The sequence below is a fragment of the Nocardia niwae NBRC 108934 = DSM 45340 genome (assembly GCF_001613465.1).
GTDB lineage: Bacteria > Actinomycetota > Actinomycetes > Mycobacteriales > Mycobacteriaceae > Nocardia > Nocardia niwae.
On record NZ_BDCK01000026.1, the window covers coordinates 105,508 to 123,459 of the forward strand.

The 17,952-nt window shown below is 68.6% G+C and carries 20 protein-coding genes; 14 read left to right on the forward strand and 6 right to left on the reverse strand.

Annotated features, from left to right (window positions below):
- The first annotated feature begins 226 nt into the window (after positions 1-226).
- The 5 genes from NNI01S_RS18685 (at position 227) to NNI01S_RS18710 (ending at position 5,257) form a co-directional block, all read left to right on the forward strand.
- The gene (locus NNI01S_RS18685; RefSeq protein ID WP_063021393.1) at positions 227-1,444 is read left to right on the forward strand and encodes a lipid-transfer protein; all 1,218 of its coding nucleotides are present in this window, start codon (positions 227-229) and stop codon (positions 1,442-1,444) included.
- 41 nt (positions 1,445-1,485) lie between these two features.
- Positions 1,486-1,920: a type II toxin-antitoxin system Rv0910 family toxin gene (locus NNI01S_RS18690; RefSeq protein ID WP_063021394.1), complete on the forward strand. Its 435-nt coding sequence runs from the start codon at positions 1,486-1,488 to the stop codon at positions 1,918-1,920.
- Positions 1,921-2,140: 220 nt separating this feature from the next.
- On the forward strand, positions 2,141-3,016 hold the full coding sequence (locus tag NNI01S_RS18700; RefSeq protein ID WP_063021396.1) for a MaoC/PaaZ C-terminal domain-containing protein: 876 nt from the start codon (positions 2,141-2,143) through the stop codon (positions 3,014-3,016).
- A 73-nt stretch (positions 3,017-3,089) separates the two neighbouring features.
- A complete protein-coding gene (locus tag NNI01S_RS18705) occupies positions 3,090-3,965 on the forward strand; it encodes an SDR family oxidoreductase (protein WP_063021397.1) in 876 nt (291 codons plus the stop codon).
- 26 nt (positions 3,966-3,991) lie between these two features.
- Positions 3,992-5,257 carry an acyl-CoA dehydrogenase family protein gene (locus NNI01S_RS18710; RefSeq protein WP_063021398.1) on the forward strand — a complete coding sequence of 422 codons (1,266 nt, stop codon included), beginning with the start codon at positions 3,992-3,994 and terminating at the stop codon, positions 5,255-5,257.
- Positions 5,258-5,569: 312 nt separating this feature from the next.
- Here NNI01S_RS18710 and ephH read toward each other — a convergent pair whose 3' ends face one another.
- Positions 5,570-6,460 (reverse strand): epoxide hydrolase EphH, encoded by an 891-nt coding sequence (gene ephH, locus NNI01S_RS18715; RefSeq protein ID WP_063021399.1) that lies wholly within the window; start codon positions 6,458-6,460, stop codon positions 5,570-5,572.
- A gap of 62 nt (positions 6,461-6,522) precedes the next feature.
- Between ephH and NNI01S_RS18720 the strand changes: the two genes are divergently transcribed.
- The 3 genes from NNI01S_RS18720 to NNI01S_RS18730 are packed head-to-tail and all read left to right on the forward strand — an operon-like array spanning position 6,523 to position 8,275.
- Positions 6,523-7,299 carry an exodeoxyribonuclease III gene (locus tag NNI01S_RS18720; protein ID WP_063021400.1) on the forward strand — a complete coding sequence of 259 codons (777 nt, stop codon included), beginning with the start codon at positions 6,523-6,525 and terminating at the stop codon, positions 7,297-7,299.
- Positions 7,296-7,781, forward strand: coding sequence for a guanyl-specific ribonuclease (locus tag NNI01S_RS18725; protein ID WP_063021401.1), 486 nt, complete (start codon positions 7,296-7,298; stop codon positions 7,779-7,781). Before NNI01S_RS18720 ends, NNI01S_RS18725 begins: the two co-directional genes overlap by 4 nt.
- Positions 7,781-8,275, forward strand: a complete 495-nt coding sequence (locus NNI01S_RS18730) for a barstar family protein (RefSeq protein WP_063021402.1) — start codon at positions 7,781-7,783, stop codon at positions 8,273-8,275. Before NNI01S_RS18725 ends, NNI01S_RS18730 begins: the two co-directional genes overlap by 1 nt.
- Positions 8,276-8,284: 9 nt before the next feature.
- Here NNI01S_RS18730 and NNI01S_RS18735 read toward each other — a convergent pair whose 3' ends face one another.
- Positions 8,285-8,920, reverse strand: a complete 636-nt coding sequence (locus NNI01S_RS18735) for a TetR/AcrR family transcriptional regulator (RefSeq protein ID WP_063021403.1) — start codon at positions 8,918-8,920, stop codon at positions 8,285-8,287.
- Positions 8,921-9,066: 146 nt separating this feature from the next.
- On the opposite strand from NNI01S_RS18735, the gene NNI01S_RS18740 reads away from it, so the two are divergent.
- The 3 genes from NNI01S_RS18740 (at position 9,067) to yhjD (ending at position 12,167) form a co-directional block, all read left to right on the forward strand.
- Positions 9,067-9,999 (forward strand): oxygenase MpaB family protein, encoded by a 933-nt coding sequence (locus NNI01S_RS18740; RefSeq protein ID WP_063021431.1) that lies wholly within the window; start codon positions 9,067-9,069, stop codon positions 9,997-9,999.
- A 22-nt stretch (positions 10,000-10,021) separates the two neighbouring features.
- A complete protein-coding gene (trpS, locus tag NNI01S_RS18745; RefSeq protein ID WP_063021404.1) occupies positions 10,022-11,053 on the forward strand; it encodes a tryptophan--tRNA ligase in 1,032 nt (343 codons plus the stop codon).
- Between the two features lie 82 nt (positions 11,054-11,135).
- Entirely contained in the window at positions 11,136-12,167 is a 1,032-nt protein-coding gene (gene yhjD / locus NNI01S_RS18750) for an inner membrane protein YhjD (protein ID WP_174554436.1), read from the forward strand.
- A 7-nt stretch (positions 12,168-12,174) separates the two neighbouring features.
- Here the strand turns inward: yhjD and NNI01S_RS18755 are convergent, their stop codons facing one another.
- The gene (locus NNI01S_RS18755) at positions 12,175-13,476 is read right to left on the reverse strand and encodes a D-alanyl-D-alanine carboxypeptidase family protein (RefSeq protein ID WP_063021406.1); all 1,302 of its coding nucleotides are present in this window, start codon (positions 13,474-13,476) and stop codon (positions 12,175-12,177) included.
- 128 nt (positions 13,477-13,604) lie between these two features.
- Here NNI01S_RS18755 and NNI01S_RS18760 point away from each other — a divergent pair, with 128 nt between their 5' ends.
- Entirely contained in the window at positions 13,605-15,119 is a 1,515-nt protein-coding gene (locus NNI01S_RS18760; RefSeq protein ID WP_063021407.1) for an MFS transporter, read from the forward strand.
- Positions 15,109-15,720 carry a TetR family transcriptional regulator gene (locus NNI01S_RS18765; protein WP_063021408.1) on the forward strand — a complete coding sequence of 204 codons (612 nt, stop codon included), beginning with the start codon at positions 15,109-15,111 and terminating at the stop codon, positions 15,718-15,720. Before NNI01S_RS18760 ends, NNI01S_RS18765 begins: the two co-directional genes overlap by 11 nt.
- Before the next feature lie 15 nt (positions 15,721-15,735).
- On the opposite strand, the gene NNI01S_RS18770 is transcribed toward NNI01S_RS18765, so the two are convergent.
- A complete protein-coding gene (locus NNI01S_RS18770; protein ID WP_063021409.1) occupies positions 15,736-16,635 on the reverse strand; it encodes a phenylalanine 4-monooxygenase in 900 nt (299 codons plus the stop codon).
- 128 nt (positions 16,636-16,763) lie between these two features.
- Positions 16,764-17,285 (reverse strand): DUF4396 domain-containing protein, encoded by a 522-nt coding sequence (locus NNI01S_RS18775; protein WP_084488976.1) that lies wholly within the window; start codon positions 17,283-17,285, stop codon positions 16,764-16,766.
- Between the two features lie 107 nt (positions 17,286-17,392).
- Here NNI01S_RS18775 and NNI01S_RS18780 point away from each other — a divergent pair, with 107 nt between their 5' ends.
- Positions 17,393-17,590, forward strand: a complete 198-nt coding sequence (locus NNI01S_RS18780) for a type II toxin-antitoxin system VapB family antitoxin (protein ID WP_063021411.1) — start codon at positions 17,393-17,395, stop codon at positions 17,588-17,590.
- Positions 17,591-17,612: 22 nt separating this feature from the next.
- On the opposite strand, the gene NNI01S_RS18785 is transcribed toward NNI01S_RS18780, so the two are convergent.
- On the reverse strand, positions 17,613-17,918 hold the full coding sequence (locus tag NNI01S_RS18785) for a DUF6881 domain-containing protein (RefSeq protein ID WP_218019220.1): 306 nt from the start codon (positions 17,916-17,918) through the stop codon (positions 17,613-17,615).
- Between the last annotated feature and the right edge of the window lie 34 nt (positions 17,919-17,952).

The following is a 17,952-nucleotide window of genomic DNA, read 5'->3' on the forward strand; positions in this document are numbered from 1 at the left end:
CCGTCTCCCTGAAATGCCTCCCTATGCGCAGGGGCCTCGCTTCTCGGGAGCGGCGGCCGAAGAACATGCATGTCTCACTGTATGTACCAGGCAAGACGCAATCTGCTGGTCGACCTACTCGTAGACCGGGTGAACTGAGGGCCTCTTGTCCTATTTACATACAACCTTGTATGTTTGTTTTACTCGTTCGGCCGCCGCGCGGCGTACGCAAGATGTGAGGAGTTCGATGGCGAACAAGGTCTACGTCGTCGGTGTCGGCATGACGAAGTTCGAGAAGCCGGGCCGCCGCACGGTCGAGGAAGCCGACGGCACCACCCGTGCCTGGGACTACCCGGACATGGCCAGGGAATCGGGCAGCAAGGCGCTCGCGGACGCGGGCATCGCCTACGACCTGGTGGAGCAGGCCTACGTCGGCTATGTCTACGGCGAATCCACCTCGGGCCAGCGCGCCGTCTACGAACTCGGCATGACCGGCATCCCGGTGATCAATGTGAACAACAACTGCTCCACCGGCTCGACGGCGCTGTACCTGGCTGCGCAGGCGATCCGGGGCGGTCTGGCGGACTGCACGCTGGCGCTGGGCTTCGAAAAGATGCAGCCCGGCTCGCTCGGGTCCACGTGGGACGACCGCGAGCAGCCCATGGCCAAGCACGTCATGGCGCTGGCCGAGATCTCCGAGGTGCTTTTCCCGGTGGCGCCGTGGATGTTCGGCGCGGCGGGGCGCGAGCACATGAAGCAGTACGGCACCACCGCCGAGCACTTTGCCAAGATCGGCTACAAGAACCACAAGCACTCGGTGAACAACCCGTACTCGCAGTTCCAGGACGAGTACACGCTCGAAGACATCCTCGCCTCGCGAATGATCTACGACCCGCTCACCAAACTGCAGTGCTCGCCGACCTCCGACGGGTCCGGTGCGGTGATCCTGGCGAGCGAGGCCTTCGTCGACGCCCACGATCTCGCCGGGCAGGCAGTGGAGATCGTCGGCCAGGCGATGACCACCGACTTCGCCTCGACCTTCGACGAGACCGCCAAGAACCTGATCGGCTACGACATGAATGTCCAGGCCGCGCGGAAGGTGTACCAGCAGTCGGGGCTCGGCCCGGAGGACTTCCAGGTCATCGAGCTGCACGACTGCTTCTCGGCCAACGAACTGCTGCTCTACGAAGCGCTCGGACTGTGCGGCGAGGGCGAGGCCGGTCAGCTGGTCGACGACGGTCGGACCACCTACGGCGGCAAATGGGTGGTCAACCCCTCCGGCGGCCCGATCTCGAAGGGGCACCCGCTCGGCGCGACGGGTCTCGCCCAGTGCTCGGAGCTGACCTGGCAGCTGCGCGGCGCCGCGGACAAGCGGCAGGTGCAAGGCGTCACCGCCGCCCTGCAACACAACATCGGCCTCGGCGGCGCGGCTGTCGTCACCGCCTACCAGCGCGCCGATCGCTGAACGCGGCCCGGCCGCGGACGAACTCGACGAGGAATCGACACATGGGACACATCGAAGCCACCAAAGACGTCAACGCTGCCCCGGAGGCGCTGTGGGCGGTCGTCGCAGACCCGCAGACCTGGGACAAGTGGTTCACCATCCACGAACGCTTCATGGAGGAGCCGCCCGCCGTGCTGAGCGAGGGCGCCAAGCTGGTCGCCAAGATCGTGATGCTCGGCATGGCGAACAAGCTGGAATGGACCATCATCTCGGTGGACGCGCCGCACAAACTGACCCTCGGCGGCGCAGGCATGGCGGGCGTGAAGACCGAGTTCACCTTCGACATCCGGCCCAACGGGGAGGGAAGCACCATTGTGGTGTCCGGCGACTTCGAGGGCGCGCTGATCAAGGGCGCGCTCGGCAAAGCGGTGGAGAAGGACGGCATCAAGCAGCTGGACCGATCCCTCGAACAACTCGACGCCCTGGCTACGGCATGAGCGGTCAGGCCAGGAGGCGGCAGCGAAGCGTGACCACGCAGGGCCCCGCTCAGGCCGAGAGCGGACAGAGCATGAGCGGTCAGGCCAGGAGGCGGCAGCGAAGCGTGATCACGCAGGGCCCCGCTCAGGCCGAGAGCGGACAGAGCATGAGCGGTCAGGCCAGGAGGCGGCAGCGAAGCGTGACCACGCAGGGCCCCGCTCAGGCCGGTAAGGACCCGGCATGAGTCCGGAGACGACCGCCCGGGTCGTCGAGTTCGACGACAGCGGCTTGGGGAGCTGGTCCGACGAGGAACGATTCGAGGTCACCGCCGAGCGCGTCGCGGAATACGCGGCCGCGACCAACGATCCGATCCCCGCGCATCTGGCCGGCACGGTGGCCGGGCCGGTCTTCGCCATCGTCCCGGTCTTCGAGGCCATGATGATGCCCGTCATCGATGTCGCGCCGATGGACATCTTCGGCCGGGTGGTACACGGGGAGCAGGACTTCCACTTCCACCGCGCGATCCGGCCCGGCGACCGGCTGGTGTCGCGGGCCAAGGCGATCGGCTACACCAGCCGTCCCAACGGGACGACGATCACCATCCGCATCGAATGCCGCACCGAGGCGGGCGAACCGGTCAACGACCAGTACCTGACCGCCTTCTTCCGCAACATCGACGCGGGCGGCACAGTCGGCGAGGCCGCTCCGGCGCACAAATTCGACGAGCGGCTGCGCGAGCGGGATCCGCTCGCCGTGGTCGCGCAGCACGTCGACCTCGACCAGACCTTCCGCTACGCACCGGCGTCCGGCGATCCGGTACCGCTGCACCTGGACGAGCAGGTCGCCGAGGACGCCGGTCTGCCCGGCATCATCGCGCACGGGTTGTGCACCATGGCGTTCGCGTCCTGGGCGGTGCTCACCGAAGTCGCGGCGTCGGATGTGCACCGGCTCAGGCGATTCGCGGTGCGCTTCGCCAAACTCGTCTTCCCCGGTGACGATCTGGAGACCCGCATCTGGAAGGCGGACTCCGCCGACGGCGTCACTCGATACGCCTTCGAGACCGTGCGCGGCGGCGATGTCGTACTCAGCGACGGACTGGCCGAGATCGCCGACTGACCATCGCGCGGCGGCAAGGACACCGGCCGCGTTCGTTTCATCGCCGAATCGGCGCGAATTCAGGAGACAACATATGGGCGCACTGGCCGGACGGGTCGCCGTCATCACCGGCGCGGGTCGCGGCATCGGCCGCGAGCACGCGCTGCTGTTCGCGCAGGAAGGGGCCGCGGTGGTCGTCAACGACCTGGGCGGCAGCAACGCGGGCGAGGGGACCGACACCGGGCCCGCCCAGGAAGTGGTGCGCGAGATCGTCGCCACGGGCGGCAAGGCGGTGGCCAACACCGACGACGTCGCCACCTGGGACGGCGCGCAGAAGCTGGTCGACCAAGCGGTCGCCGAATTCGGCGGGCTCGACGTCGTGGTCAACAACGCGGGCATTCTGCGCGACGCCTTCCTCGCGGGCATGTCCGAGGCGCAATGGGACGCGGTGATCGCCGTGCACCTCAAAGGCCACGCCGCGGTGCTGCACCATGCCGCCGCGTACTGGAAGCAGCAGTCGAAGGCGGGCAACCAGCCCAAGGCCGCGGTGATCAACACCGCCTCGGCGTCGGGCACCACGCTGCCCAACGCGGGGCAGGCCAATTACGGCGCGGCCAAGGCCGGGATCGCCGCGTTGACCCTGGTGGCCGCCGAAGAGCTGGCGCGCTACGGCGTGCGGGTCAACGCGATCGCGCCGATCGCGCGCACCCGGCTCACCCTGGCCACTCCCGGTATGGGGGAGATGCTGGCGGCGGAGGCGGAATCGTCCGAGGGTGGTTTCGACGCGTTCGCCCCGGCGAATATCGCACCGCTGGTCGCCTACCTGGCCGCCGAGATGTGCCCCATCACCGGGAAGGTGTTCGCGGTGCAGGGCGGCGCGATCTCCGAGCTGGCCGGTTGGCACGATGTGAAGACCATCGAGACCGAGGGTCCCTGGCTGATCGACGACATCGCCGCCCGGCTGCCCTGATCTCGGGGAATGTGAGGAGAACGACGATGTTCGAATGGTCCGAGACCGATGTGCTGATCCGCGATGCCGTCCGCGGGTTCATCGACAAGGAGATCCGTCCCAACCTGGACGCGCTCGACAGCGGCGAACTGCCGCCCTATCCCGTCATCCGGAAATTGTTCCGCGAGTTCGGTATCGACGCGCTGGGTGGTGAGGCCGTGCAGAAGATGCTGGCCAAGCAGGAGGCGCGGGAGGCCGCCGCGGCGGCGGGGGAGCCGAAGCAGGAGAGGCCGGAGAAGAAGGCCTCCGGCGCGAGCCCGTTCGCCGGACAGGAATCGCTGATGGCGGTGCTCATCGGCGAGTTGTCCGGGGTGTGCATGGGCCTGGTCTCGGCGATGGGCGTGAGCATCGGCCTCGGCGCCACCACGATCATGTCGCGGGGCACCCTGGCGCAGAAGCGCCGCTGGCTGGAGGACATCGTCACCATGCGCAAGGTGGCGTCCTGGGCGATCACCGAACCGGACTCCGGTTCCGACGCGTTCGGCGGCATGAAGACCTACGTCAAGCGCGACGGAGAGGATTATCTGCTCAACGGCCAGAAGACCTTCATCACCAACGGCCCGTACGCCGACGTGATGATCGTCTACGCGAAGCTCGACGACGGTGCGGGCGGTGACAAGCGCGACCGCAAGGTGCTCGCCTTCGTGCTGGACAAAGGCATGCCCGGTCTCACCCAGGGCAAGCCGTTCAAGAAGATGGGCCTGCATTCCTCGCCGACCGGTGAGCTGTTCTTCGACAACGTGCGCGTCGGCCGGGACCGGCTGCTCGGCGAGACCGAGGAGCACAAGGGCGGCGACGGCAGGGAGAGCGCGCGGTCGAGCTTCACCGCCGAGCGCGTCGGCGTGGCCTTCATGGCGCTGGGCATCATCAACGAGTGTCATCGGCTGTGCGTGGAGTACGCCAAGAGCCGCAAGCTCTGGGGCCAGGAGATCGGGCGGTTCCAGCTGGTCCAGTTGAAGCTGGCGAAGATGGAGATCGCGCGGATCAACGTGCAGAACATGGTGTTCAACACGCTCGAGCGCGGCCGGGCGGGCAAACCCCCGACGCTGGCCGAGGCCTCCGCGATGAAGCTGTACGCCTCCGAGGCCGCTACCGAGGTGGCCATGGAAGCGGTCCAGCTCTTCGGCGGCAACGGCTACATGACCGAGTACCGCGTCGAGCAACTCGCCCGGGACGCCAAGTCGCTGATGATCTATGCGGGCAGCAACGAGATCCAGGTGACCCACATCGCGAAAGGACTACTGGCGACCTAGATTCCGCGTCGCCCCGGCTTCTACCGGACCCGAAGCGATCACCTGGCAGGCGCCTCGGCCTTCAGCGGCCTGCCGACGTCGGTCCTGGACCGTCCATGCCGGCCTAGCGTGCCCGTGCCCGTGCCCGTGCCCGTGCCCGTGCCCGCGGTCGAGTTCGAGGCGGCATCCGGTCGACCGCGTGCACTCGGTCGCGAATTCACACACCAACGCGCCCAGCTCGACCTCGACGACGAGTTTCGAGCGAAGCGAGACCGAGCATGCGCCGTTCGCGGCCCGGCTCGCGAACACCCAGCGCCGCAGGCGCTGGAAAAACTACACAGCCCGCAACCGTGTGCGGCTGGCGTACACATGCTCGGCGATGAGGGTGGCGATGCGGTCGGGCGCTTCCAGCATGGGTACGTGGCCGACGCCGTTGACCAGGATGCGGTCGGCGGATTCGGGCAGTTCCTTCAGGTAGCGGCGGGCATAGACGCGGTTGGGGATGACCCGGTCGTATTCCGAGAGCAGCAGCCGCACCGGCGTGCGCAGGGTGGACAGGTCCTCCTGGGCCGGCGCTCGCATCGCGCCGAGGATCATCGGCACCATCACCGGGCAGTGCAGTGCGGCGGCGAGGGCGGCGGCCGCGTCGCGCCGGGGCACTGCGGAGGCGTGCTTGCTCAGCGCGAGCAGCGCGATCCGCTGGGCGAGCGGGTTGCCGATCGCGAATCCGCCCAGGCGCTTGCCGATTTCCACGATCGGCACCAGGGAGAGGAACTTCAGGTTGACCCGCCACTGGGTCAGCGAGGGCGCGTGCCAGCCGCCCGCGGGCGCGATGAGCGTCAATGTGCGGGCACGGCCGCGGCGGGCGAGTTCGACGCCGACCAGGCCGCCGAGTGAGTTGCCCGCGATATGGCAGGTGCGCCAGCCCAATTCGTCGAGCTGCGCGCAGATCCGGTCGGCCAGCGTCGAGACGTTCACCGCCGGGCCCTCGGCGGGCGCGCCGCCCCAGTGGCCCGCGAACGCGGGCGCGAATACCTCGCAGTGCGTCGACAGCCGCGCCGCGGTCTGCTCCCAGCAGTGCGGCGACATCATGAATCCGTGCAGCAACAGCAGGGGATCGCCGGAACCCACGTGCAATGCCTTGATCGGCTGGGGCTGTTTCGCCCGGGTGGAGCCGCGCGCGGTGGCGGAGGAGGACTGGGAGGTGTAGGACGACATCGTCATCACCCCTTCCTGGACGGCAGTGTCCGGGGGAATTCATCTGACCAGCATTGTACGGTCGTGAGGTGCCGTATATCTCGACAGTGAACGTGAACGGTGTCCGCGCGGCCGCGGGCAAGGGGCTGCTGGCCTGGCTCGCGGCCACCGAGGCCGATGTCGTGTGCGTGCAGGAGACCCGCGCCACCGACGAGCAGGTCAGGGCCGCGCTGGCGCCCGCGCTCGACGCGGGATGGCAGCTGTCACACGCCGAGCCGGAGTCCAAGGGGCGCGCCGGTGTCGGCATCCTGTCCCGGCGGGCGCCGAGCGCGGTGCGAGTCGGCTTCGGCAGCGGTGAGTTCGCGGCCGCCGGACGCTATCTCGAGGCCGACTTCGACGATGTTACCGTGGCGAGCGTCTACGTGCACTCCGGTGACGCGGGCACGGTGCGCCAAGACGAGAAGTATCGCTTCATGGCCGAACTCGGCGCGTACCTCGCGGCGCGGACCGGGGATTTCGTGGTCGCCGGGGACTGGAACATCGCGCACACCGAGCGTGATCTGAAGAACTGGAAAGGCAACCTGAAGTCGGCCGGGTTCCTGCCGCAGGAGCGGGCGTGGATCGATGAGCTGCTCGCCGCCGGATACGTCGACGTGGTACGCAGGCTGCATCCCGAGGTCGACGGTCCGTACAGCTGGTGGTCCTACCGGGGCCGCGCCTTCGACAACGACAGCGGCTGGCGCATCGACTATCACCTGGCCCGAGGCGATCTGGCCGCCCGCGCCAAAGCCGCGGTGGTGGAGCGGGCCGCCGCCTATGACCAGCGCTGGTCCGATCACGCGCCCGTCACGGTGCAGTACCGATGAACCGGGCGCGATTGGTCAAGCGCGGTCTCGGCCTCCTGGGCGCGGTCGCTCTGGTGCTGCTCGCCGCGGTGCTCGCGCTGTACGACGGCGGCGACACCACCACGGCCGCGCCGACGAGTCGCGCGACGACCGTCGTGGTCACCCCGACTGCCGCCGCCCCGCGCGGTGGGGACGCCGCGTCGCCGGTCACGCAGGCGGCCGGCGTCCCGGAGCGCGCGTATGTCACCCTCCGGGAGATCGACGCGGGCCGGTGGCCGGATTCGGCGAACGCCCCGGGCACCAAAGGGGGCGAGCGCTGGCAGAACCGCGGCCGCGACCTGCCCGCCACCGACGGCTCCGGTAAGCCGATCACCTATCAGGAATGGGACGTCAATCCCAAGCAGCCCGGCCGATCCCGCGACGCCGAACGCATCGTCACCGGCAGCGACGGCTCGGCCTGGTACACCGGCGACCACTACCAGACCTTCACGAGGATGCGCTGATGACAAAGACCGTCACGCTCTCGCAGTTCCTGGCCCGGCCCGACGCGGAGGACGCGCCGCCCAGTGTCGAACTCGCCCCGCCGCGCGTCACCTTCGGCGCCCTCCCGGTCGACGCCGCCGAGTTCAGCGGGGTGCGGGACAAGGCGCCCTCCGGCTACCTCGTGCGCGAGTTGCGTGGCGCGAAGATGCCCACCACCGCACGGCTGTTCGACGAGTTCGCGGCCGCGTTCCAGTTTCCGTACTACTTCGGCGAGAACAAGGACGCGTTCGACGAATGCCTGCGTGACCTGGACGATTTCCTCGGCGAAGGCGCCGGATACATTGCGGTGGTGCGCGAGTCGGCCGGATTGCTGGCCGAGGAGCCGATCGAGCGCGACTGGTTCGCCGAGGCCATGCGCGACTGCGCCGCCTACTGGTCGCGGCGGGATGTGCTGTTCCGGGTCGTCCTGCAAGGTGACGCACCCGATCTGCGGGACGTATCGCTGCGGCTGTGACCGGGGCCGTTACCGCAATCTGTCGGCCAGGTCCTCGCCGAGCAGGACGAATACGTCCACCGTGTGCTCGATCAGTTCGTCGCGCGTGAGGTGCAGATCGCCCTGGAGCCAGGCGGTCAGCGTCTGCACCAGCCCCCCGACCAGGTAGAGGGCGCGGAAGTCGACCGCCGAGGGCGGGGCGGAGTCGGGCATCCGGTAGAAGTCGGTGCCCTCGGCGGCCACCATCTGCGCGAACGCGCGGACCGTCTCGGTGGTGCGGGCGCGCAGCTCCGGCGTCGCCATGCCCGCGATCAGCGCCGCCTTCGCCTTGCGCGGGTCGTCGGTGAGCAGGTGCACGCCCGCGGTGATCGCGGCGTGCGCGGTCGCGCGCGTGTCCGGCGCGGCGGTGCGCACGGCCGCGAGGATGGCCGCAGCGAGTTCCTCGGCGATCCCGTCGATCAGGGCGACGAGTACCGCGTCGCGGCTGTCGAAGTTCTCGTAGTAGTACCGCTCGTTGAGACCCGCCCGTGCGCACAGCCCCGAGACGGTCAGCTTCCCCAGCCCTTCGGTGCCGATGATCTCGAGCGCGGCCTCCAGCAACGCCGCACGACGCTGCGCCCGGCGCTCCTCGGCGGAGACGCCTCCATAAGTCCGTTGCGCCGTCACAGTTCGATTCTTACAGGTGCGCAGGACTCCGGTGGCACGGTCGTCGCCCCAGCATTTCGGACCCGGAACATTTTGGCAGGAAGTCTTGCCAGAAGTAACTTTTCTGGTGGATGCTATTGCCAGATGTGCTCGACGAGGAGGCGGCGATGTCCGAGCCCGGTTATTTCAGTGACCACTCGATGGTCCGGCGGGTGATGAGCAAGCGCGCGGTGGGGCTGACCTACGGCCTGCGCGCCCTGGTGATCGGCGCGGTGCACCCGCTGCTCTACGTCGGCACCGCGGAGAACACCGAGCACCGGACGACGCCCTACACCCGGCTCGCGCTGACCGGCCGGCTGTTCGAGGCGGTGTTCCTCGGCAGCAAGGCCGAGGCCGATCGGGCGCTGGCGTTCACCAGGAAGCGGCACGTCAGGGTGCGGGGCGCGCTGCCGGAGGACGCCGGAGCCCGCCACCCGGCGGGGACGGGGTACTCCGCGCTCGACCCGCATCTGATGTTCATGACGATGGCCTTCACCTTCGACTCGGCCGAGGTGATGTACGACCTGCTGGTGCGCACCATGACCGACGGGGAGCGCGAGGGGCTCTACCAGGACTACGTGCGCTGGGGGGAGCTGTTCGGCATGCCCGCGGACGCGGCGCCGGGCGGCTACCGCGAGTTCCGCGCGTTCTTCGACGGCTACCTCGCCTCCGACGAGCTCTTCCTCACCGACGAGGCGCGGCTGGTCGGCTCCTACTTGGCCGGGCAGCGCGTCCCCTACACGCAGGGCGTGCCGTTGCAGCAGGTCACCTCCGCGTTCTATCTGCTGGTGCAGGGCAGCCTGCCGCCGCGGATCCGGCGGATGTACGGCATGCGCTGGGGTGCGCCCGAGGAGGTCGCCTACCAGGGGCTTTCGCGCGCGGTTCGCACGGCGCACGTGTCGGTTCCGCTGGTGCCCCCGGTGCTGCGCAACACACTCGCCGGTCCCAGCGCCCCGGTCTACAAGATGCTGTCCCAGCGTGAACACGAACTGGTGAGCGGCGGACGGCCGAGCATGCCCGGGGTGGACCCACGCAACTGGGTGCAGCGAAATTCCGCTTGAGCCGCATGGGAAGATCGGGGGTATGTCCAGTCCTGCGCCCACCCCGGCCGCCGAACGCAAGCAGCGGGTTCTGTCCGGGATCCAGCCGACCAGCTCCTCGTTCCATCTCGGGAACTACCTTGGCGCGCTGCAGTACTGGGTGACCATGCAGGACGACTACGACGCGCTGTATTTCATCCCGGACTTGCACGCGATCACGGTGCCGCAGGAACCCAAGGAGCTGAGACTCCGCACCAAGGCCGCCGCCGCGCAGCTGCTCGCGCTGGGCATCGACCCCAAGAAGTCGACCCTGTTCGTGCAGAGCCAGGTGCCCGAGCATGCCGAGCTGGCCTGGGTGCTGAGCTGTCTCACCGGTTTCGGCGAGGCGAGCCGGATGACCCAGTTCAAGGACAAATCGGTGAAACAGGGCGCGGAGAACGCGACCGTCGGCCTGTTCACCTACCCGGTGCTGATGGCCGCGGACATCCTGCTCTACCGCGCCCATCAGGTGCCCGTCGGCGAGGACCAGCGCCAGCACCTGGAGCTGACCCGGAACCTGGCCCAGCGCTTCAACACTCGGTTCAAGAAGACGTTCGTGGTGCCGGAGGCGCACATCGTCAAGGGCACGGCGAAGATCTACGATCTACAGGACCCGACCGCGAAGATGAGCAAGTCCGCCTCCACCGACGCGGGCCTGATCAACCTGCTCGACGACCCGAAGGTCACCGCGAAGAAGGTGAAATCCGCGGTCACCGACACCGAACGCGACATCCGGTACGACCCGGAGCGTAAGCCGGGCGTCAGCAACCTGCTGGTGATCCTGAGCTCGCTGACCGGTGCGCCGATTGTCACCTTGGAGAAGGATTTCGAGGGCAAGGGTTACGGCGAGCTGAAGGCCGACGTGGCGGACGCGCTGGTCGAATTCGTCACGCCGTTGCGGGCGAAGGTGCAAGAGTACATGTCGGATCAAGGTGAACTCGACCGTGTACTCGCCGCCGGAGCCGAGCGAGCGCGAGAGATCGCCGGCAACACACTCGCGCAGGTCTATGACCGGGTCGGCTTGCTGAGTCGCTAGGCTGCCCGGTCTTCGCTGGGCGGTTGTCGCGCGCCCGGCCGGGTAACACCGGTGTGAGGTCTCTCGGTCGAAGGGGCGAATGGTGCAGGTGATCGACAATGTCAAAGCCGGGATCGAACGCCGGGTGCAGGCGCAACCGTGGCTGGACCACTTGGTCCGCACCGCGGGACGTTATCAGCGGCAACGGGGCAACTACTACGCGGCGGGTATCACGTATTTCACTGTGCTGTCGTTGTTTCCGCTGCTGATGGTCGCTTTCGCGGTCGCGGGCGTGGTCTTGTCCAGCAATCCGGAACTGCTCCAGGAGTTACAGGCCAAGATCATCGAGAACATTCCCGGTACGTTCGGCACCCAGCTGAACGACCTGGTGAATCAGGCGGTCGATTCCCGGCGCACGGTCGGTGCCCTGGGTTTGCTCACCGGCGTCTACAGCGGGCTCGGCTGGATGGCGAACCTGCGCGCCGCGCTGACCGAGCAATGGGACCAGAAGAGCCCCGACGGCAACTGGCTGATGACCAAACTCTCCGATCTCGGGGCGCTGGTCGGGCTCGGGCTCGCGTTCACCGTGTCGCTGGGGTTGTCGGCGTTGGCGTCGAGCACGCTCGGGGAGCAACTGCTCGACAAAGTCGGGCTGGGCGAGCTGCCCGGTGCGGGCGTACTGCTGTCGCTGCTGTCCATCGCGCTCGGCTTCCTCGCCTCGTGGGCGGTATTCGCGTGGGTCATCGCGAGGCTGCCGCGGGAACCGGTGACGTTGACAAGTGCGGCCAAGGCGGCCGGCCTGGCCGCGCTGGTGTTCGAGATCTTCAAGATCGTCGCCTCGATCTACCTGCAATCGGTGCTGAGCAGCCCGGCGGGCGCCACCTTCGGCTCGATCATCGGCCTGATGGTGTTCACCTACGTGACCTACCGCATCGTCCTGTTCGCCACCGCTTGGGCCGCCACCGCCTCGGAGAACGAGCCGGAAGCGGAGATACCCGCACCCGGGCCCGCCGTGATCGCGCCGCGGGTCAGCGCACGCGACATATCGGTGGGCGTGGGCGCCGCCTACTTCGGCGCGGGCGCGCTCGCGGCCCTCGCGCTCTCCGGCTTGCGCAAGTTGCCGGGCCGTCGGTGATCGTCCGTCAGCGTCGCCGGTTGGCCTGTCGCGCGCCTAGCAGCAGCGCGGCGACCAAGAGGACACCGCCGACGATCAGCAGGGTTCTGACGCCGGTGCGGCGATTCTCGGCTGCGGGCATCGCGGAGGGGTCGCTGCCGGGCGCCGAAGACGCGGCCCGGTCGCTGCCCGCCATGGGCGGCGCGGCCAGGGTGGCCGCGCCCTGGTCGCGCTGGGCTACCACCGCGCCGGGCAGATTGCCGACCGAGGCGCCGCGGGGCAGCGCGAACCCGTAGTCGAGCAGGCGGGCGGCCTGCTCCCACGGACGCAGCGGCTGCACGTCGGCCTTGAGCAGGGTGACCGCGAGTCTGCGGCCGCCGCGCTGGGCGGCGGCGACGAAGGTCTGGCGCGCGTCGTCGGTGAAGCCGGTCTTGCCGCCGAGCGCGCCGTCGTAGTTGTAGAGCAGCTGGTTGTCGTTGCCGATCGGGTAGCCGGGACGGTCGGTGTCGCCGGGGATCGCCGGGTCGGCCGGGTAGCCGGGGAAGTCGACCTGCTCGGTGTGGATCAGCTCGGCGAACAGCGGAATGCTCATGGCCTCGCGGAACAGCACGGCGAGGTCGTAGGCCGAGGTGCTCATCCCGGGCCCGTCCAGCCCGGACGGAGTCGCCGCGCGAGTGTCCATGGCGCGCAACGATTTCGCCAGGTCGTTCATCTTCGCGACGGTCGCGTCGTCGCCGCCGAGCTGCGCGGCGAGGGCATGCGCCGCGTCGTTGCCCGAAGCCATGATCAGCGCCTGCATGAGCTGCCGGTTGGTGTACCGGCCGCCGGGGCCGATGCCCACCCGGGTGCCGTCGACGTCGGCGTCGTCCCGGGTGCCGACGACCACTTTGTCCAGCTTCAGCGTGCGCAGCGCCAACGTGGCCAGCAGCACTTTGATCGTGCTGGCGGGCCGGTAACGCCCGTGCGGATCTTTCGCGGCCAGCACTTCGCCGGTGTCCAGATCCGCTACCAGCCAAGCCGTCGCCGAGATGTCCTGCGGGGCGGGCGGCGCGGCTTTGGGGAGCACGACCCCGCACTCGCCGAGGCGGGCGCCGCCGATGGGCGGGGAAGGGATCGGCAGTGGAGCCGGCGTCGGCTGACCGGGCGCGGGCACTTCGGAGGCGTCGATCGGCGCGGGCGGCACCGTCTTCTGTGGGCAGCCGTCGGTATTCGGGGTGGTGAACGGCGTAGTGGTGCCGGGTTCGGCGAGCGACGGCGCGGCCGTCGCTCCGATCGCGGCGACGGCCAGCACGACGCCCACGCAGAGCAAGGCACGGCGAGTGATCTTCATCGCCGATGAGCCTAGCGAGCGGTCCGGTGATCGGCCGCACATGCTCGGCGCATCGGAACCCGATATTGACAGCGTCTACTTAATGAGAGTTACTATCAAAAAGTTGTAACTACCATTTTGGAGGCGTCATGAAGAACGACTCGCCCCGGCGCTGGCTCGCCCTCGGCGCGCTGGCCGTGGCGATGCTGACCATCGGGCTCGATGTCACCGTGCTGACCGTGGCGCTGCCCACGCTCGCGGTCGACCTGAACGCGAATACCGCCGCGCTGCAATGGTTCAGCAGCGCCTACACGCTGGCGCTGGCCGCCGTGATGCTGCCGGCGGGCGCGCTCGGCGACCGCTACGGCCGTAAGAAGTTCCTGCTGGCCGCCCTGGCGCTGTTCGGCGTCGCGTCCGTCGCGTGCGCCGTGGCCACCTCGCCCGGCGAACTCATCGCGGCGCGGGTCGCGCTCGGGATCGCGGCGGCGGCGATGATGCCGCTGTCGATGTCGGTGCTGCCCGCGATGTTCCCCGAGCCCGCCGAGCTCCAGCGCGCGCTGACGATCTGGATCACCTCGACCGCGATCGGCTTGCCCCTGGGCCCGATCGTGGGCGGCTGGTTGCTGCGCAACTTCTGGTGGGGGTCGGTGTTCCTGATCAACGTGCCGATGGTCGTGATCGGCGCGCTCGCCGTCGCCGTCCTCGTGCCCGAATCGCGTAGCGCGCACCATTTCCGGATCGATCTGCCCGGAGTGGCACTGTCGGCGGCGGGCATGCTCGCACTCACCTACGGCTTCATCCGGATCGGTGAGCAAGGCTGGGGCGACGGCCCGGCCTGGGCGACCGTCGCCGTCGGTGTGCTGCTGTTCGGCGCGTTCTTGGCCTGGCAGCGCAAGACCGCGCATCCGCTGGTCGACCTCGGGCTGTTCGCGGCAGACGGTTTCCGTTGGGGCACAGCGTTTTCCATCGTGGTGAACTTCGCCATGTTCGGCATGTTCTTCACCGTTCCGCAGTACTTCCAAGCGGTGCTCGGCGTGGACGCGCTGGGCAGCGGCCTGCGGTTGCTTCCGCTGATCGGCGGATTGCTGGTCGGCAGCAGGCTGGTCGACAAGGTGCTGCCGAAACTGGGCGTTCGCGTCGTGATCACCGCCGGATTCACGCTCTTGGCCGGTTCCCTGGTGCTGGGCGCGCTCACCACCGTGGACAGCGGCTACGGGTTCACGGCCTTGTGGCTGACACTGCTCGGCGCCGGAATGGGAGTGGTGATGCCCGCCGCGATGGGCATGGCGATGGGTGAGCTGGACGCGGAGCGCTCCGGATCCGGTTCCGCGCTGCTGCAGGCGCTGCGCCAGGCCGGTGGCACCATCGGCGTCGCGGTGCTGGGCACCGTGCTGTCCACCCGGTACCGATCCGAACTCGGCCCGCTGAACCGCGAACCGATCGACGACGGCGTGAACGCGGGCGTCGCCGCGGCGCGCAAGCTGGGTGATCCGTCGATGCTGCACCAGGTGCAGGTGGCCTTCCTCGGCGGCATGAGCGCGATGCTCTGGGCCTGCGCCGGGCTGTGCCTGCTGGCGGCTGTGCTCGCGGCGACCGTGGTGCGTGCGCGGCTACGCACCCGAGCGCCGGAGCCGGGTGCGGCAGAATCGATCCATGTCGGTTGAGCCACCCGCGAACGGGACGGCGCAGGGTTTGCGCGAGCGGAAGAAGGAACGGACCCGCCGGACGATTCGCCTCGAGGCTTTCCGGCTGTTCCGTGAGCAGGGTTACAACGAGACGACCGTCGAGCAGATCGCCGCGGCCGCCGAGGTCTCGCCGAGCACCTTCTTCCGCTACTTCCCGTCCAAGGAACAGCTGGTGCTCGCCGACGACCTGGATCCGGTGCTGATCGAAGCGCTGCGGCGTCAGCCGCGCGATATCGGGCCGATGGCGGCTTTCCGCAACGCGGTGCTCGAGGTCTTCGGCAATCTGCCCGCCCCCGAGCTGGCGTTCGAGCAGGAGCGGCAGGCACTGCTGTATCACGTGCCGGAGCTGCGGTCGGCCATCGGCCTGGAGATCATCCGCAGCATCGACCTCATCGCGACCCTGTTGGCCGATCATCTCGGCCGGGCCGCCGACGACTTCGAGGTGCGAGTGGCGGCGGGCGCGATGGCGGGCGCGGCCCTCGGCATGGCGACGATGACGCCGTTGAACGTCGAGAACATCACCCGCACCTTGGATTTTCTGGACGCGGGTATGCCGCTCGCCCCGCGGCCCGAGTCCTGAGGTCGAGACCCCGCGCTACCGCGCCTTGGCGGTGCCCGCATGCCGCAGGCGATCCGGGGTTTCGTCGTCCATCGTCGCGAAGAAGCCGCCGATCACATCCTCGATCTCGGCGATCGAGTCCGCGCAATACAGAATCGGCTGGTAGTGGGTGATGTCGTAGGTCGCGGTGCCCATCTGGGCGATGTCGAGCGGGCGCAGCTCGGCGTGCCGGAACTCCTCGATCTCGCCGTAGGACGACAGCAGGCCCGCGCCGTAACAGCGGACCTCGCCGTGCTCCCGGACGACACCGAACTCCATCGAGAACCAGAAGACGTCGGCGAGGAATTTCAAGGCGCGCTCGGTGGTCAGGCGCGCGACCGCCGCACCGACCGTCGCGTAGATCGCCGCGAAGCGCGGGCTGGCGATCTGGTTGGCGTGACCGATGATCTCGTGGATGGCGTCCGGCTCGGGGGTGTACAACGGCGCGGAGTGATGCCGGATGTACTGCGTGGAATGGAAGATCCGATCGGCGAACGAGCCGAAGAACTCCCGCAGCGGCACCAGGCCCGCGGCCGGGGCGTAACGGAACCCGGTCAGCGGCGCCAGCGCGGCGGAGACCTCGTCCAGTTGCGGGATGTGATCGGTCGGCAACGCCAGCGCCTCGGCCGCCGCGAGTACCTCCGCGCAGGCATGCCTGCGATGTTTGCGCGCGAGTTCGGCCGACACGATCCGCCACACCTGCTGCTCCTCGTCGGTGTAGGCGATGTGCGGGAGCGGTTTGCCCGGAGCGTAGTCCAGCGCCAGTGCGGCGATGGCGTTGCGCCGGGCCCGATATACCGGGTCGTGCACGCCGGGGTGCTCCTCGCTCAGGTGCACGGTCACGTCGCCGTCGCCGGTGCGGGTCACCGGCGAGTACAGCTGCGCCTCGGTGAACATATCTCGATGCAAGCACCGCCGGAACCCGCCGACAACAAACACCCGTTCAGCTGGGCAATCTGCCTAGCTGAACGGGTGTTCCAGCAGCAATCCCGGCACCGTGGGGCGCGGATCCGGCGGCATGCTGATCAGTGCGCGCCGTGCAGCGAATGCACCACCGCGTGGCCTTTGCCGCGCCCGATCATCCACTTGTTGACCGGCGTGGTCACCGCGAAGGCCACCGCGAAGGCGACGGCGAGGGTGGCCCAGAACAGCACGGTGTCCAGGTGGGCGTCCATGGCGCCCGGAACCGCCAGAATCACGGCGTTGTCCACGATCTCCATGACCGTGATGGACACCGTATCGGCGGCCAGCGCGGTACCGACCGCGGCGGCCAACGGCAGGCCCGCCCGCAGCACGCCGCGCATGGTGAAGGCGTAACCGAACACGAACGCCAGCACGATGGCCAGCACCATCGTCGAGGTGTTGTTCCAGCCCAGCGCGGTGCCGACCACCATGCCGAGGATTTCGCCGATGGCGCAGCCGGTGAGGCAGTGCAGCGTCGCCATGGCCGCCATCCGCCAGGTAGCGGGGGAGCGGAGACCGGCGTGCTGTGCGGTGTGCGTGGCGTGCGAGACATGCTCGGCCGACGGGTGGTGCCTGTGTTCCATAGACGGAACTATACCCCCGTAGGGTATTTACGCAACCCTGAGTTCCCGATTTGCCGGACATGAGCGGGCGCCATGCCGCAAGATGGCGAAAGTACGAAGGAGGGCGCATGAAATCCGTGCGGATCGATCTCGACCAGGACTTGCTCGCCGCGGCCGCCGCCATCATGGGCACGTCGACCAGCAACGCCACCATCAACGAGGCCTTGCGCCGGATCGTCGTGCACGAGCGCCAGCTGCACAATCTGGCGCGGCTCGCCGCGAAGGCGTTCGTCGGGCTACCGGACGTCGCGGTGGCGGACCGCTAGACGGCCCTGCCTTCGGGGAGGCCTATCGGGGCGAGCTGGGCCGTTGCTCGTCGAGAGCGTGCCGCCAGACCTCGTCGAACTCCGTGGCGTCGATCTGGAGTGCGGTGAACTCGGTCTCCGCGCTCAGCTCGTCCGGCGTCGGGACCGGGATCTGCCCGAGTTCGGTGCTGCCGGTGCCCCGGCCCGAATCGGCCCAGTCGCGGTGCCCGTCGCGGAACACCTCGACCTTGCGCACCTCGAAACCGTCGTCGCCGATCTCGCTGAACAGCTCGACCGGCTCGTCGTCGAAATCGTGGTGCCACTGCGCCTTCAGGTACCACATCGCCATCAACTCCCCAGTTCGTGACCGACTCGGCTACCGA

What these genes read in the sequence shown, in the direction of transcription:
- NNI01S_RS18760 (WP_063021407.1), top strand. Translation starts at nt 13,605, where the DNA reads ATGAAGAACGACTCGCCCCGGCGCTGGCTCGCCCTCGGCGCGCTGGCC.
- NNI01S_RS18775 (WP_084488976.1), bottom strand. Translation starts at nt 17,285, where the DNA reads ATGGAACACAGGCACCACCCGTCGGCCGAGCATGTCTCGCACGCCACG.
- NNI01S_RS18740 (WP_063021431.1), top strand. Translation starts at nt 9,067, where the DNA reads ATGTCCGAGCCCGGTTATTTCAGTGACCACTCGATGGTCCGGCGGGTG.
- NNI01S_RS18730 (WP_063021402.1), top strand. Translation starts at nt 7,781, where the DNA reads ATGACAAAGACCGTCACGCTCTCGCAGTTCCTGGCCCGGCCCGACGCG.
- NNI01S_RS18700 (WP_063021396.1), top strand. Translation starts at nt 2,141, where the DNA reads ATGAGTCCGGAGACGACCGCCCGGGTCGTCGAGTTCGACGACAGCGGC.
- trpS (WP_063021404.1), top strand. Translation starts at nt 10,022, where the DNA reads ATGTCCAGTCCTGCGCCCACCCCGGCCGCCGAACGCAAGCAGCGGGTT.
- NNI01S_RS18765 (WP_063021408.1), top strand. Translation starts at nt 15,109, where the DNA reads ATGTCGGTTGAGCCACCCGCGAACGGGACGGCGCAGGGTTTGCGCGAG.
- NNI01S_RS18710 (WP_063021398.1), top strand. Translation starts at nt 3,992, where the DNA reads ATGTTCGAATGGTCCGAGACCGATGTGCTGATCCGCGATGCCGTCCGC.
- NNI01S_RS18780 (WP_063021411.1), top strand. Translation starts at nt 17,393, where the DNA reads ATGAAATCCGTGCGGATCGATCTCGACCAGGACTTGCTCGCCGCGGCC.
- NNI01S_RS18725 (WP_063021401.1), top strand. Translation starts at nt 7,296, where the DNA reads ATGAACCGGGCGCGATTGGTCAAGCGCGGTCTCGGCCTCCTGGGCGCG.
- NNI01S_RS18705 (WP_063021397.1), top strand. Translation starts at nt 3,090, where the DNA reads ATGGGCGCACTGGCCGGACGGGTCGCCGTCATCACCGGCGCGGGTCGC.
- NNI01S_RS18755 (WP_063021406.1), bottom strand. Translation starts at nt 13,476, where the DNA reads ATGAAGATCACTCGCCGTGCCTTGCTCTGCGTGGGCGTCGTGCTGGCC.
- ephH (WP_063021399.1), bottom strand. Translation starts at nt 6,460, where the DNA reads ATGACGATGTCGTCCTACACCTCCCAGTCCTCCTCCGCCACCGCGCGC.
- NNI01S_RS18770 (WP_063021409.1), bottom strand. Translation starts at nt 16,635, where the DNA reads ATGTTCACCGAGGCGCAGCTGTACTCGCCGGTGACCCGCACCGGCGAC.
- NNI01S_RS18685 (WP_063021393.1), top strand. Translation starts at nt 227, where the DNA reads ATGGCGAACAAGGTCTACGTCGTCGGTGTCGGCATGACGAAGTTCGAG.
- NNI01S_RS18690 (WP_063021394.1), top strand. Translation starts at nt 1,486, where the DNA reads ATGGGACACATCGAAGCCACCAAAGACGTCAACGCTGCCCCGGAGGCG.
- NNI01S_RS18785 (WP_218019220.1), bottom strand. Translation starts at nt 17,918, where the DNA reads ATGGCGATGTGGTACCTGAAGGCGCAGTGGCACCACGATTTCGACGAC.